The organism is Mesorhizobium sp. B3-2-1 (genome assembly GCF_006439515.1).
GTDB lineage: Bacteria > Pseudomonadota > Alphaproteobacteria > Rhizobiales > Rhizobiaceae > Mesorhizobium.
Genome location: NZ_VFTI01000014.1, coordinates 63,946 through 78,781, shown reverse-complemented (window position 1 = coordinate 78,781; position 14,836 = coordinate 63,946). Strand labels below are relative to the sequence as shown.

10 protein-coding genes and 1 other annotated feature are annotated in these 14,836 nt (G+C 63.0%); of the genes, 8 read left to right on the top strand and 2 right to left on the bottom strand.

Annotation, left to right across the window (positions count from 1 at the left end):
* Positions 1-60: 60 nt before the first annotated feature.
* The 5 genes from FJW08_RS16265 to FJW08_RS16245 are packed head-to-tail and all read left to right on the top strand — an operon-like array spanning position 61 to position 4,693.
* Complete coding sequence (locus tag FJW08_RS16265; protein WP_140811446.1) at positions 61-1,059, top strand: sialic acid TRAP transporter substrate-binding protein SiaP; 999 nt, start codon at positions 61-63, stop codon at positions 1,057-1,059.
* A gap of 14 nt (positions 1,060-1,073) precedes the next feature.
* Entirely contained in the window at positions 1,074-1,571 is a 498-nt protein-coding gene (locus tag FJW08_RS16260; RefSeq protein ID WP_140763794.1) for a TRAP transporter small permease subunit, read from the top strand.
* Positions 1,568-2,863: a TRAP transporter large permease gene (locus tag FJW08_RS16255; RefSeq protein ID WP_140811445.1), complete on the top strand. Its 1,296-nt coding sequence runs from the start codon at positions 1,568-1,570 to the stop codon at positions 2,861-2,863. Before FJW08_RS16260 ends, FJW08_RS16255 begins: the two co-directional genes overlap by 4 nt.
* Entirely contained in the window at positions 2,860-3,744 is an 885-nt protein-coding gene (locus tag FJW08_RS16250; protein ID WP_140811444.1) for an NAD(P)-binding domain-containing protein, read from the top strand. Before FJW08_RS16255 ends, FJW08_RS16250 begins: the two co-directional genes overlap by 4 nt.
* A 34-nt stretch (positions 3,745-3,778) precedes the next feature.
* Complete coding sequence (locus tag FJW08_RS16245; protein ID WP_246682374.1) at positions 3,779-4,693, top strand: dihydrodipicolinate synthase family protein; 915 nt, start codon at positions 3,779-3,781, stop codon at positions 4,691-4,693.
* A 215-nt stretch (positions 4,694-4,908) separates the two neighbouring features.
* On the opposite strand, the gene FJW08_RS16240 is transcribed toward FJW08_RS16245, so the two are convergent.
* Positions 4,909-6,684 carry a chloride channel protein gene (locus tag FJW08_RS16240; RefSeq protein WP_140811442.1) on the bottom strand — a complete coding sequence of 592 codons (1,776 nt, stop codon included), beginning with the start codon at positions 6,682-6,684 and terminating at the stop codon, positions 4,909-4,911.
* A gap of 226 nt (positions 6,685-6,910) precedes the next feature.
* Here FJW08_RS16240 and FJW08_RS16235 point away from each other — a divergent pair, with 226 nt between their 5' ends.
* Both FJW08_RS16235 and FJW08_RS16230 read left to right on the top strand, forming a co-directional pair.
* Positions 6,911-7,462, top strand: a complete 552-nt coding sequence (locus tag FJW08_RS16235) for a MarR family transcriptional regulator (protein ID WP_246682373.1) — start codon at positions 6,911-6,913, stop codon at positions 7,460-7,462.
* Positions 7,449-8,210: a DUF4336 domain-containing protein gene (locus FJW08_RS16230; protein WP_140811440.1), complete on the top strand. Its 762-nt coding sequence runs from the start codon at positions 7,449-7,451 to the stop codon at positions 8,208-8,210. The genes FJW08_RS16235 and FJW08_RS16230 overlap by 14 nt, the downstream gene beginning before the upstream one ends.
* Before the next feature lie 37 nt (positions 8,211-8,247).
* Here the strand turns inward: FJW08_RS16230 and FJW08_RS16225 are convergent, their stop codons facing one another.
* Entirely contained in the window at positions 8,248-9,738 is a 1,491-nt protein-coding gene (locus FJW08_RS16225; RefSeq protein ID WP_140811439.1) for a SulP family inorganic anion transporter, read from the bottom strand.
* Positions 9,739-9,803: 65 nt separating this feature from the next.
* Positions 9,804-9,859: a sequence feature (sul1 is cis-regulatory element that is thought to sense ions involved in sulfur or methionine metabolism; They are found in Alphaproteobacteria), on the bottom strand.
* Between the two features lie 749 nt (positions 9,860-10,608).
* Between FJW08_RS16225 and FJW08_RS16220 the strand changes: the two genes are divergently transcribed.
* On the top strand, positions 10,609-14,811 hold the full coding sequence (locus FJW08_RS16220) for an autotransporter outer membrane beta-barrel domain-containing protein (RefSeq protein ID WP_181182945.1): 4,203 nt from the start codon (positions 10,609-10,611) through the stop codon (positions 14,809-14,811).
* Positions 14,812-14,836 lie beyond the last annotated feature (25 nt).

Genomic DNA, 14,836 nt, shown 5'->3' with positions numbered 1-14,836 from the left:
AACGTGGCATGGTTTGCCCAGACGGTTTGACCACCGCCCATGCAATTCAGGGAGGAAAGCATGACCATCACCCTCGATCGCCGCCGGTTCCTCGGCGGCTCCGCAATGGCATTTGCCGCCTTGTCCGTGATGTCGTCCGGCGCGAGGGCGCAGGACAAGATCACACTCCGACTCTCCTCGCCGGCGACGCCTGGCGACCAGCGCGCGGTGGCGCTGACCGACGTTTTCGCCCCCGCGGTCAGCGCCTTCGCCACTTTCGAGCCACACTGGAACGCCGAACTGTTCAAGCAAGGCACCGAGCTGGAAGCAATCGCCCGCGGCAATCTCGAAATGTCGATCACCTCGGCGCAGGAACTGGCCTCGCTCTATCCCGAATGGGGGATATTCACCGCCGGCTATCTGCATCGTGACGCCGCGCATCAAAAGAAGGTTTTCGCGGCCGACTTCATGAACCCGATGAAGAAGAAGGTGGAAGATGAACTCGGCGTCAAGCTCTTGACGGTGATGTATCTCGGCCGCCGCCAATTGAACCTTCGCATCGACAAGGAAATCAAGACCCCGGACGATTTGGCCGGCGTCAAGCTCAGAATGCCCGGAACCGACGCCTGGCAGTTTCTGGGCAAGGCGCTCGGCGCCAATCCGGTGCCCGTGGCGTTCACCGAAATCTACACCGCGTTGCAGACCGGTGCGATCGACGGGCAGGACAATCCGCTGCCATCCGACAAGGACTCCAAATTCTACGAGGTCACCAAGCAGATTTGCCTGACCAGCCACCTCGTGGACCTGAACTACCTCGCCTTTTCGAAGAAGGTCTGGGACGGCCTTGCACCGGATCAGCAGGCGGCGGTGCAGAAGGCGGCGGACGATGCAGCCGAGTCCGGACGGCAGAAGCAGCTGAAGCTGGAATCGGAACTCGAGCAGTTCTTCAAGGACAAGGGTTTGAAGGTCTACACACCCGACGTCGATGCCTTCCGCAAACATGTGCAGAAGGCCTATCTGGACTCCGACTTCGCCAAGGACTGGCCGGAAGGCATGGTCGACAAGATCAACGCCCTCTGAGCCGGGAAAGACCGATGTCGGCAACCATCCGCTGGTTGCAGGCGCGGGCCGATAACGTGGCGGTGGCGCTTCTCGCCGCCATGTTCATCGCCTTCATCCTGCAGATATTCACGCGCTACGTGATCAACGATCCGCTCGGATGGACACTGGAAGTATGCTTGACGACATGGCTGTGGCTGGTGTTCTGGAGTTCCGCATTCGTGCTCACCGAGCGCGACCATGTGACGTTCGACCTGTTCTACCTGATCGCCAGCCGCCGCATGCAGCGCGTCTTCGCGCTGATTTCGGCGGCGGCGATCGTCGCCGGGTTCCTGGCGGCGCTGCCGGCGACATACGAATACATCGCCTTCTACAAGATCAAGAAGAGCGCCACGCTGCGTATTCGGCTCGATGTGGTGTTCAGCGTCTACGGACTGTTCGCCGTCGCCGTCATCGTACGTTACGCCCTGCGCATATGGCAACTTGCTCGCGGCGGCGCGCCCGAACAGCATGACGAGGCGACACCGCTGTGACCGTCGCCTTCGCCCTTTGCCTGCTGGCGCTGTTCGTCCTTGCCGGGATCGGCACGCCGGTCGCCTATTCCATGATCGTGGCGGCGATCGTCTACCTTGCCGTGAAGGGCCAGGATCTGGGGCTTGCCGCAGAGCAGATCATCCAGGGGCTCTATGACGGGTTCATCATCCTGGCCGTGCCGCTGTTCATCGTCGCCGCCAACATCATGAACGCCGGCACGATCAGCGAGCGGTTGCTGGCCTTCTGCATGGCGATCGTAGGGCGCCTGCGAGGTGGGCTCGGGCATGTCAATGTCGTCGCCAATCTGATCTTTTCCGGCATGTCGGGTTCGGCGGTTGCCGATGCGGCCGGCCTCGGCAAGATCATCATCGAAATGATGACGAAAGATGGTCGTTATCCGCGCGGTTACGCCGCCGCCATCACCGCCGCCGCTTCGACCATCGGACCGATCATCCCGCCGTCGATCCCGATGGTGATGTACGCGCTGGTTTCGGATGCCTCGATCGGTTTCCTGTTCCTCGGCGGCATCCTGCCCGGCCTGCTGATGGGCGTGGTGCTGATGGGCCTCAACGCGTGGGTCGCCCGCAAGCGCGATTTCGCGGTCGAGGAAGCCGTGCCTCTGCGAGCCTTGCCGAAGGTGACGCTCAATGCATTTCCGGCGCTGCTTATGCCGGTCATCCTGCTCTACGGCATCTATGGTGGCGCGACGACGCCGACCGAAGCGGCGGCCGTGGCGGCCGCCTATGCGCTGATCCTGGCCGGCGTCTTCTACCGTGCGCTGAGCTGGCGGAGACTTTACGCCATCCTTTCAGAAAGCGCGCGCTCGTCCGCGGCCGTCGGCCTGGTCATCGGCGGCGCCCTGATCTTCAACTACATCGTCGCCAGCGAAAACATTCCTGCCCACATGGCAGCCTCGTTGCAGGGACTGCACATATCCCCGCTCGCTTTCCTGTTCATGGTCAACGTGCTGCTGCTGCTGCTTGGTTGTCTGCTCGACGCATCGACGATCATCCTGGTCATCGTACCGCTGTTCATCCCGACCTGCCGGCTGCTCGGGATCGACCTGGTGCATTTCGGCGTCGTCGTGGTGGTCAATACCATGATCGGGCTGATCACGCCGCCCTATGGCGTCGTGCTCTTCGTCATCAATGCGACGACGCGCATTCCGCTGCGCGAAATCATCAGCGAGATCTGGCTGTTCATCGGCGTGCTGGTCGTTGCGCTGCTGCTGATGATGCTGTTTCCGGAAATCGTATTGTGGCTGCCGAGGCAGTTCGGATACCAGGGATGAGCACGGCTCCACACGATGGCCGAAGTGCCGGCCTCACCGGCCCGGTCAGGCTTGGGCTGATCGGCGACAACATAAAGCGCTCGCGTTCGCCGGACCTGCATCGTCTCGCCGGCCGACTCCTCGGTCTGGACGTCAGCTACGACCTCTTCATCCCGCGCGACATGGGCAAGGATTTCGACGCCGTATTCGACGCCTGCCGCGACAGCGGTCTTCGCGGCATCAATGTCACCTATCCCTACAAGGAGATGGTGGCCTCCAGGCTGCGCATAGACGACGACCTGACCAGACGGATAGGTTCGGTCAACACGGTGCTGTTCGGGCCGCGGGGCGCAAGCGGCTATAATACCGACCATACCGGTTTCATCGCCGCCTATCGCGAGACTTTTGGCGACACGGCGCCGGGCAACGTCTGCCTGATCGGAGCCGGCGGTGTCGGCAAGGCCGTGGCCTTCGGGCTGCTGGCGCTCGGCGCCGAGGCCCTGACTGTCGTCGACAGCGATGCAGAGAAGGCGCGCTCGCTTGCGACCGCGATCGCGACAGCCTCGTATGGCGCCGTCAAAACGTCATCCAGCGATGCTATCCGCACGGCGATGGGCGGAGCGGAAGGCGTCGTCAATTGCACGCCGCTCGGCATGATCGGCCATCCTGGGTCTCCGGTCCCGCCGGAATTGCTCGGAGCGCAGCGCTGGGCGTTCGACGCCGTCTACACGCCGGTCAACACGCTGTTCAAACGGCAGGCGGAGGCGGCGGGCCTCGAGGTGCTCAGCGGCTACGAACTGTTCTTCCATCAAGGCATCGACGCCTTCGGCATCTTCACTGGACAGGTGCCGGCCGATCTTGGCGCCTTGCGCCGAATGCTTCTCGAAACACCTCCCAACTGACCAAGGATTATCCGCAGTGTTCGACGATCATCCCATGCGCAAGAAAATCGGTGTCAGCGCGGCACTGGCGACGCCGTTCGACGATAGAGGCGCAATCGACTGGCCCCGTTTCGGCGCCCACGCCAAATACCTTCTGGGGCAAGGCATGCGGGTGGTGACCGCCTTCGGCACGACCGGCGAAGGCATTTCCATTTCGACCTCGGCCCGCGCTCCGCTCTATGAGCGCATGGCCGCCGCCGGGGTCGACGCGGGCGGTCTGGTCGAATGCGTTTACGGGCCGTCGTCGCAAGATGCGGGCGACCATGCCCGGCGATCACTCGATGCGGGTTGCGCCGGCATCCTTCTGACACCTCCTTTCTATTTCAAGCAGCCGACGGAGGAAGGTGTCTACCGCTGGTTCGCGGAAGTATTGGAACGTGTCGGACCGGCTTGCCGCGATGTCATCCTCTACAACATTCCAGGTTTGACCGGCGTGCGCATCGGCCCAAGCCTCGTCGCCCGACTACGGCTTGCGTTTCCGCAAGCCATCGCCGGCGTCAAGGATTCCAGTGGCGACTGGCAGCAGACGACCGCTTTGCTGGCGGAACACCGGGATCTCGCCATCCTCGTCGGCCACGAAGGAGATCTGGCGCGCGCCGTGCGGGCCGGCGCCAGCGGCTCGATCAGCGGCGTGGCGAATTTCGCTCCCGACCTGATCGCGACGCTGGTGCGCGGGGAGGACGTCCCGCTGATCGATGGCATTCTCGAAAGATTGCTCAAATTGCCGGTCGTGCCGGCGGTCAAGGCCGTTCTGGCCGTAACGACGGGCGACCCTGTCTGGGCACGCGTGCGCGCGCCCCTCGACCCGATCCATGACGTGGGCGGTTTGAAGGCTTGCGAAGAAATAGCCGTGCTGGTTCGAGATCGGTTGCGGCCGGCGGAAGGCAGAGCGTCGCCAAGCGCTGGCTAATGCATGTCGCCCGGAAGTGTCCTCGGTTCCGGGATAACGACATGCATAAAATCAGAAGCTTACAGCAGGTCGGGCGAATCCCATTCGCGGCGACATGCTGTAGATCGGTCGAGAGGATCGCATATCCAATCCCCGGGCGACTAAACCGCCACTGGAGGGCTGGTCCGACCGTTTGCCACCTCCGCCTGCGAAATGACTCGCTGCAATCCCGATCGTCATCTGGGATAGATCTTCAGGCCGTCGGCTACGGAGTTGGCGACATGCTCCCTGGTGATGACGCCCACAACGTCATCTTCTCGAGGAATTCCGTGTCCCTGCACGACGACGGCCATGAATGCGTTCTTCCGCCAGATCCGTTCGATCACGTCGGAGACGATCATGTTCTCGCCGACAATCGTGTAGTCGCGGCTGGCGATGTCCGCGAGCGTGACACCGGTATGCGCGCCTTCGAGCCCGCGCCGCAGCCCGGTGTTGACGCGGAGCACACCGAAGATCTGGCCATTTTTGATGACCACCACATGACGAAGTCTGCCCTCCGCTTCATGCTCGCGCAGAAAACCATCGAAACTGTGCTCCGCCGGCAGCACCAGGATGTCCGCATCCATCACTTCGCGGGCATGGCGGACCAGGAACATGTTGGCGTGCAGCGCCTTGGGAATGGCACGCCCCCGGCGGACCAGCTTCAACGTGTAGATGTTTTCACGCGAAAGCAGTCGTCGGACGCCGACACTGGTGGCAACGGCCAGGATCATCGGCATGACGATGTCATACTCGCGGGTCATCTCGAAGGTCATGGTGATGGCGGTCATCACAGCCCCCGTACCGCCGCCGACCATCGCCCCCATGCCAACCATGGCAAAGGCCGGAATGCTGAGGGGGATCGGAATGCCTGTCGCCTGCAGCAGCGCGGCGAAGCCGCCGCCCAAAGTGGCGCCCATGAACAGCGAAGGCGAGAAGATGCCGCCGGAAGACCCCGAGCCTAGACTGATCGATGTGGCTGCCGCCTTGCAAGCCAACAAAAGACCGAGCAGCCATACAGCCGAGGTGTGACCGACCAGGATGCTCTCGATCGTCGCATAGCCCACGCCATCGACGTAATACTGTCCGAGCGTGATGAAGAGAACATACATCAGGAGCCCTAGCAGCAGCATTCCGAGTATGTGGCGCGTGTATCGCCCGGGGATTTTGTCGAACCAGTCCTCGGCCAAATGCAGGCTGCGGATGAAGCCGGCGGCCGCCACTCCGGTCACACCTCCGAGGGCGGCATAGAGCACAAGCAGCACGACTGCATTGCCATCCGTGGTCAGGGCCTGCAATGGCGGCACGGCAAATGCAGGCTGCGGGCCAATGAACCAGCGCCCCACGAAGGTCGCGGCGCCAGTTGCTATGGCGACCGGAAGGAAAGTGCTCACACTCACTTCGGGCATCATCAACTCGATCGCGAACATCACGCCCCCGATCGGCGTATTGAACGTAGCCGCTATACCCGCACCGGCACCCGCGGCGACCATCGCGATACGCTGGCCGACCGGCATGTGGATGATCTGCCCCAATGTCGATCCGAGCGCTGATCCGATCTGGATTATCGGACCCTCGCGGCCAACCGACGAGCCACTGCCAATGGCAATGGCCGAAGCCAGCGACTTGACCAACGCCACGATCGGCCGAATTTTCCCTTCCCGATAGTAAATGGCGTCCATGACCTCGGGCACGCCGTGGCCTTTTGCCTCGGGCGCGAAATTGCTGACGAGGAACGTGACCAGGACGGCACCGATCACCGGTGCCAGAATGATGAACCCGCCCCACCGGCTGGGCGCCGTGAACACGTTCGCGTCATATCCGACCGCGAAGGTGCCGTTGAAGAAGAGATTGTGGAGCAGCCCTATCAATTCCCGGAAGAGGACCGCGCCGAAACCGGTTACAATGCCAAGACCGAGCGCGAGGACGGTGAGAACCAGCAGGCTAAGCCGGTGGCTTTCTTCGTCTTCCATCCCCGCGCGATGCGAGGCATCTTGCGCGGAAGGTTTGCCGTCGTCTGATTCACCAGGTTTCGAGTTGCTGGACGTTGCCGTGTCGCCGCGTGCCATAAAAGATGCGCCCCGGAAAAGATGGACTGGAGGATGAAGGCCTGGGCCTTACCAACCGAACCCGCTGGGTGATCAAGCTCAGCTTGATATATATGTCATGCCATGACATACATTGGGAGCATTGAAAAGAGTGACGGCGACTGATCCTCCTGCTTTTTCGGAGCCATCCCGTGGCAAGGGCACCAAGCGTGGGCGCGCCAAGTTGGAAAAAACGCCCCCTGACGCCAGTAGCGTGGATCCGTCCGATGAACATTCGCGGAGCCTGGATGAGAATGCCTACCAAGGATTGGCTGGATTTCGTCATGCGCTTCGCCGGTTTTTGGCGTTCAGTGAAGTTGCCGCTTCGGCGGCTGGAGTCACGTCGCAGCAATACCAGGCGATGCTGGCTATCCGGGTACATCCTGATCAAGCCATTATGATCAAGGAACTCGCACGGCAGATGTTGCTTCAACCGAATGGCGCGGTGCAATTGGTGGACAGGCTTGTCGGAGCTGGCCTCGCCGAACGCCGACAATCCTCAACGGATCGCCGCAGCGTGCTTGTCGTCATGACGGACAAAGGGGCGGCGCTGCTTGAACGCCTGGCCGCCGATCACCTCCAGGAGATGTCCAAACACGAGCCGCTGCTCGCCGAGTCCCTCAGGCGACTGAGAAGCATGGAACGATCGGGTGACACCTCATAGCCATTCTCGCGAACATAACTGGCTGGAACCATACGCGCCGATCGATGTCCTCAAACCGGCGGCCGCCGATGTCTGGATTGTCGACGGACCAGAAATCGAGTTTGGTCTCGGCTGGCTGAAAGTGCCGTTCACCACCCGCATGACGGTTGTTCGGCTTCATTGCGGCGACCTGGTTCTTCATTCGCCTGTGCGTCACACAGCGGCCCTCCAGACGGCGGTGGAGGCGTTGGGGCCGATCCGCTATCTCATCGCACCGAATTCGCTTCACTATTGGTGGCTGCCGGACTGGAAAGCTCGTTTGCCGGGCGCAACGGTCCTGGCGGTACCCGGCCTGCAAAAGGGGGCCAAGCGCCGCGTCGTCGTCGACATTGAGTTGACGGGCCATGATACGCCTTGGCCGGAAGAAATCGACATGCTGATTGTCAGTGGCGACGTGCTCACGGAGGCGGTATTTTTTCATCGCGCTTCACGAACCCTGATTCTCACCGACCTGATCGAGAATTTCGAGCCAAAACGCATCCATGGCTGGTTCTATCGCGCCCTCATGAAAATCGGCGGCGTTATCGACCCGGACGGCAAAGCCCCATTCGACATGCGATTGAGTTTCTTCCGACACCAGAAGTCATTGCGGTCGGCTGTTCGCCGCATGATCAACTGGCAGCCCGAGCGCGTGATCATCTCACACGGGCGTTGGTATGAGGCGGATGGCGTCAAGGAACTCAAGCGCGCCTTCCGCTGGGTGCTGTGACGGCGGTGCCTACAGGAAGTGCGGAACGCGTCCGTATCTACTGATTTTGCGCCACGACAGGACTGATTGGACCGACGTATTTGTGAGCCCCATAACGATCGACCATGGTGCAGCTGGCTGCATTCAGACCGACGACATCGACCTCACGGCCACGCCGCCGTGCTTTCAATACAACGCGATCGAGTGCACCCACCGCGGATATATCCCAGAAGTGGGCGGCACTGACATCGATGACAATCTTCTCCACAGGGTCCGCCACATCGATGGACTCGACGAATGTGGCCGCCGACGCAAAGAACACTTGCCCCTCGACCGTGTAGGTGCGCACGCGCCCGTCGGCCGAGAGCGTGGAAGTGACGCGGCTCAACCGCGAGACCTTTCCCGCGAAGAATACGCCTGAGAGCAACACTCCGATCATCACACCGACGGAAAGATCGCCCGTCGTCACCACTCCCGCCACCGTTGCCAGCATCACAATGGACGACGGCAGTGGGTTCGTGCGCAGGCGCGCGAGCGAACGCCAGGAGAATGTGTTGATCGAAACCATGATCATCACCGCCGTCAGCGCTGCCACGGGTACGACAGCCAGCACGTCTTGCAGCAGCACGAGCAGCGCCAGCAGGAAGGCGCCAGCAGTGAGCGTCGAGAGCCGCCCACGCCCGCCGGAGGAGACATTGATGACCGACTGCCCGATCATCGCGCAGCCGCCCATGCCGCCGAAGAACGCGGAGGCGATATTCGCGATGCCTTGCCCCGCGCACTCGCGGCTCTTGTCGCTGGTGGTGTCTGTCATGTCATCGACGATCTGCGCCGTGAGCAACGATTCCAGCAGTCCAACAGCAGCAAGGGTCAGCGCCACGGGCAGCAGAATATGGAGCGTCTCGAGCGTAAGCGGCACGTCGGGCACGCCGAAGCTGGGCAGGGTTGTTGGAAGCTGGCCGAGACTGGCTACCGTTCGCACGTCGAGCTTGAGTGCAAGGCTAACTATCGTGATCACGACGATTGCCACCAGCGGCGACGGGATCGTCTTCGTCACCCGGGGCAAGAGGTAGATGATCGCGAGCCCGAGCGCGATAAGCCCATATGTCGCCTTCGGCACATCCATGAGCTGTGGCAACTGCGCCAGGAAAATCAGGATGGCAAGCGAGTTGACGAAGCCGGTCATGACAGACTGGGAGACGAACCGCATTACCCGTCCGAGCCTCAAAACCCCGGCGAAGATCTGGATTATGCCCATCAAAATGGTGGCGGCAAAGAGATACTGCACGCCATGCTCCCGCACGAGCGGGCCCATGAGGACAGCGGTCGCCGCGGTGGCGGCCGAGATCATCGCCGGCCGCCCACCGACAAAGGCGATAACGCAGGCGATGACGACCGAGGCGTAGAGCCCGACCTTGGGATCGACACCAGCGATAACCGAGAACCCGATCGCCTCGGGGATCAATGCCAACGCAACGACAATGCCTGAAAGCAAGTCAGCACGCAGGTTGGAAAACCAGTCGCGATGAAGGGAGGAAGCAGTAGCCATGGAGAGGGAATCCGCAAAGGTGCAAGCCGTCGCTCATGGCGGCCGACTGTCTGTCACTTTTGTTGCGTGATCCGGCGGATCGGCGGCCGGAAGAGCCACCCGGAATTTCACCGGGTCCAATCGAATGATCGAGGTTATAGTGGAGTATTTTTGCAACGCAACATTGAAGAGCCCGGAAGGCGAAAAAATCATTTCGGTGCCGGGCGCGTCGGCGGTCCGGCGGATTATGCGCTTACATCGGTGCACGCTTTCTTCGCCTCCGCGTTCCGCTGGCCCAGGGGCTCGGTCGGCTCGGGTTTTTCCATATGACCATCCGCGCCGCGCGCCTTCCGATCAGGGCCGCCGATGCTAAGCCGGCTGCTCTTCTGTCATGTGTAAGATCGAGATTATATTTTGTATGGCTAATATAAACTTTGGTAGAACCGAAACAACTCTATTAATCCCTTTATAAGTCACATGATGTGTGATGTTGGTGAAGGTATTGATTTATATCTCCGATTCGGTTGCATAGCGGAACGATGGGGTTGAGCAGAGGGGATGCTGGAGCACATCATGCCAGCAGCGGGGCATCGTGGATTTGCTCGATCGCGGCGCGGCCTGGCTAGGCGGGCTGCGATGCGCTGCCTTTGGTCGACCTGCTGATGCAAGGGCCTGCCGAAGATAGTTCCTTTTCAGATTTGACAGCGCAGGCAGGCAGCCAGCTTGCCGGCGCTCGGTCGGATTGGCTGCGGCATCAAACACAAATCACACAGCGGAATCGAAGGAGTAGGCATGCCGTCATTTAGGGTCCGCGCTGTCCACAGGGAGACAGTTGGCTCTCCGAACTGCAATCTACGGGCCGCGCTTTCTTCCGCATCGCTGATCGCCCTAATGGCGATGCTGGCGTCCGCGCCGCGCAGCGCTTTTGCGGCCAACGAATGTGGCGCGCCTGTCGGCGGCGTGGTCACCTGCTCGGGGAGCAGTTATCCCTCGCCTGGCATCAGCTATAACGTGAATGGTCTGACTATAATCCTCGACAATCCCAATCTGGTTGCCCAGAAGACCACCGCCGGCGGGGGCGCCGTCTACCTGCTCAGCGGCGCAATCAACGTCAATGACGTTGTCGTCAACGCGCTGAGCTTCCAATCGCTTCAGACGACCCAACCTTTGGCGGCCGCCATCAATGTCGCGAACCAGGGCACCGCCGGCAACGCCATCATCCGGATGGACACCGGCACCGCGACGTCGGTCTCCGCTATCACGGGGGGCACGCTGTTTGCGAATATCACCAACAGCGCCGGTACCGGCGATGCCCTGATCACGCTCAATGGCGGGCAGGTCAGCAATACGGGTGCAGGGTATGGCGTGAGCGCCCGCAATGCGGGCACGGGCAATGCCGCCATCACGATGACCGGCGGCTCGGTCAGTTCCATCACGGGCGGCGGCCTGCGCGCCATTATCGCCAATACCGCTTCTGTGGGCGCGGCCAGCGTCACCATTGGCGGCGGAACCGTCACAACAACTTCGGGCACGGGCATCCTTAGCCAGTCGGAACTGGGCAACGCCGGCGTCACCATGACGGCCGGCTCGGTCGAGGCCCAAAGCGGCACGAACCCCGCCCTCAGCGCCGTGGTCAACAATGCTGCCGCCACCGGCACCGCCAGCATAGCCGTGAGCGGCGGCACCGTCACGAACAACGGCAGTGGTGATGGCCTCTTCGCCAGCAACAAAGGCGCCGGAACTTACGACATCGGCGTCACAGGCGGCACGGTGACCGGCGGTTCGGGCACGGGCGCCGCGATTCATGGCGACGCCATTGCGGGCGGCACCATCACCATCGGCTCGGGCGCCACCGTCAACGCCGGGGCCTCGGGCGTCGCCCTCAACCAGACGGGCGGTGCGGCCACCATCACCACGGCCGGCAGTGTAGCCGGCAACATCAACCTCAGCGCTGCCAGCAATGTACTGGACATCACCGGCGGAGCAATCAACGGCAATATCAGCGGTGGCGGCAACAGTGCCCTGAAGTTTGATCTTGGCTCGGGCAGCTTCACCTACGCCGCCGCCTACGCGATCACCGGCATGAACAGCACCGCCATGAACTCGGGCTCGGCCGAGATTGATGGCAGCCTCGCCACCAACACGCTTGCCGTCAACGGCGGCAGCCTGATCCTCAGCGGTGCCGCTACGGTCTCGAGCGGGACGACGATCTCGGCGGGAACGCTGCAACTCGGCAATGACGGCACTTCGGGCTCGATCACAGGCGATGTGACGAACAACGGCACACTCGCCTTCGACCGGTCGGACGCCTATACCTTCGCGGGGCTGATCTCGGGCACCGGCGGCGTGAAACAGATCGGCAGCGGTTCGACGGTGCTGACCGGCACCAACAGCTATGCCGGACCGACCACGGTCGCGGCGGGCGGCCTCTATGTCGACGGCGACCAGAGTGCGGCCACCGGGCCGACCTCGGTGCAGATCGGCGCCACGCTTGGCGGCAAGGGCACGATCGGCGGCAACGTCAGCGTTGCCGACGGCGCCACGCTGTCGCCGGGCTCGGCCGACGGCACGCCGGGCACGCTGGCGATCGCCGGCGACCTGACGCTCTCCGGCGGCTCGATCCTGAACTATTCCTTCGGCGAGGCCAATGTCGCCGGCGGCGCGCTCAACGACCTGACCACGGTCGGCGGCAATCTCGTCCTCGACGGCACGCTCAATGTCGACGTGCCGGCCGGCGGCAGCTTCGGTCCCGGCATCTACCGCGTCTTCGATTACAGCGGCACGCTGACCAACAACGGGCTTGCGATCGGGTCCATCCCGTCGTCGAACACCTTCGTCCAGACCTCGGTCGACCATCAGGTCAACCTCGTCAACACGGCTGGGCTCGACCTGAACTATTGGGATGGTGACGCCGGTCCGAAGTTCGACGGCACCGTCAATGGCGGCAACGGCACCTGGCAGGGTTCGTCGGGCAACGACAACTGGACCGAGACGACCGGCGTCGTCAACGCCGCCTATTCGGACGGCGCCTTCGCCATCTTCGCCGGCACCGCCGGCATGGTGACGGTGGACAACCGGCTCGGCCAGGTGACGGCCGCCGGCATGCAGTTCGCCACCGACGGCTATGTCATCCAGGGCGGCGACATCGGGCTCGTCGGGCCACAGTCGACGATCAGGGTCGGCGACGGCACCAGCGCCGGCGCCGGCTACACGGCCACCATCGCCTCGGCGCTCGGTGGCGACACCCAGATCGTCAAGACGGACGCCGGAACGCTCGTGCTGACCGGCACCAACAGCTACACCGGCGGCACCGCCATCAATGGCGGCACGCTGCGGGTCTCCGCCGATGCCAATCTCGGCGATGCGGCGGGCGGGCTCTCCTTCAACGGCGGCACGCTCGACACCACCGCCAGCTTCGCCAGCGGCCGCGCCGTCGACGTTCTCGGCCAGGGCACGATCTCGACCGACGCCGCCACGACGCTGACGCTGAACGGGGTGCTCTCCGGCGCCGGCGCCTTGACCAAGAGCGGCGCCGGCACGCTGGCGCTGACGGCCGACTCTTCCGGCTTCACCGGCACCACGGCGATCGGCGGCGGCACGGTGAATGTCTCGGGCAGCCTGTGCGGCACGGTCAACGTGCTTGCCGGCGGGCGGCTCGAAGGCACCGGCACGGTCTGCGACACCACCAACGCGACAGGCGGCACAATCGCCGCTGGCAATGCGGGCGTGCCGGGCACGCTTACCATCGCCGGCAATTACACCGGCAATGGCGGCACGCTGGAGATCGAGACCGTGCTCGGCGGCGATGCTTCGGCCACCGACCGGCTGGTCGTCACCGGCAATACGTCCGGCACCACCACGCTCAAGGTGGCCAATCTCGGCGGCGGCGGCGCGCAGACGGTGGAAGGCATCAAGATCATCGATGTCGGCGGCACCTCGGCCGGCACCTTCTCGCTTGCCGGCGACTATGTCTTCCAGGGCGACCAGGCGGTGGTCGGCGGCGCCTATGCCTACCGGCTCTACCAGAACGGGGTGAGCACGCCTGCGGACGGCGACTGGTATCTGCGCTCGGCCCTGATCAACGGTCAGCCGCAGCCGCTCTATTCGCCGGCGGTGCCGATCTATGAGGCCTATGCCGGCGTGTTGCAGAGCCTGAACGAGCTCGGCACACTGCAGCAGCGCATCGGCAACAGATCGTGGGGTGAGGGCGCGACGCCGGAAGGGGCCGACGTGCCGGGACAGGGGCCGGTCGATGGCAAGGCCATCTGGGCCCGCATCGAGGCGGCTCATACGAAGCTCGATCCGAAGACGTCGACCTCCGGCACCGACTACGACGTGACGACCTGGAAGTTTCAGGCAGGTGTCGACGGCCAGCTTCACGAGAGTGAGGCCGGCGTCCTGATCGGCGGGATCGTGGTCAATTACGGCACCGCCTCATCCGATGTCTCGTCGACCTTCGGCGTCGGCTCGATCAAGGCCACCGGCTACGGCGTCGGCGGCTCGCTGACCTGGTTTGGCGACAGCGGCTTCTATGTCGACACGCAGGCGCAGGCGACCTGGTATGACAGCGACATCCGCTCCGCCACGCTGGGCACCACGTTTGCCGACGGCAACAACGGCTTCGGCTATGCGCTGAGCGTCGAGACCGGACAGAAGGTTGCACTCACTGGCAAGTGGTCGCTGACCCCACAGGCGCAACTCGCCTACTCGTCGGTCCGCTTCGACACCTTCACCGACAAGTTCGGCGCGGTCGTATCGCATGGCAGCGACGACAGCCTGATCGGCCGCCTCGGTGTCTCCGCCGACTATGAGGACCAGTGGGCCGACAGCGCCGGGCAGGTCAGCCGCACACACATCTATGGCATCGCCAACCTCTACTACGATTTCCTCGACGGAACCGATGTCGATGTCTCCGGCGCGCGGCTGATCAGCCAGAACCAGACGCTGTGGGGTGGTGCCGGCCTTGGCGGCTCGCTCGACTTTGGCGACGGGAAATACGCGGTCTTCGGCGAGGCGATCGCCAAAACCAGTCTGCAGAAGTTCGGCGACAGCAATTCCATCGGCGCCAAGCTCGGCTTCAGCGTGCGCTGGTAGGCGAGCGCTGCTGCGACTTTCGGGT

Coding starts and splice junctions, on each gene's coding strand:
- FJW08_RS16250 (WP_140811444.1), top strand. CDS start 2,860: ATGAGCACGGCTCCACACGATGGCCGAAGTGCCGGCCTCACCGGCCCG.
- FJW08_RS16245 (WP_246682374.1), top strand. CDS start 3,779: ATGCGCAAGAAAATCGGTGTCAGCGCGGCACTGGCGACGCCGTTCGAC.
- FJW08_RS16225 (WP_140811439.1), bottom strand. CDS start 9,738: ATGGCTACTGCTTCCTCCCTTCATCGCGACTGGTTTTCCAACCTGCGT.
- FJW08_RS16220 (WP_181182945.1), top strand. CDS start 10,609: ATGGCGATGCTGGCGTCCGCGCCGCGCAGCGCTTTTGCGGCCAACGAA.
- FJW08_RS16265 (WP_140811446.1), top strand. CDS start 61: ATGACCATCACCCTCGATCGCCGCCGGTTCCTCGGCGGCTCCGCAATG.
- FJW08_RS16260 (WP_140763794.1), top strand. CDS start 1,074: ATGTCGGCAACCATCCGCTGGTTGCAGGCGCGGGCCGATAACGTGGCG.
- FJW08_RS16240 (WP_140811442.1), bottom strand. CDS start 6,684: ATGGAAGACGAAGAAAGCCACCGGCTTAGCCTGCTGGTTCTCACCGTC.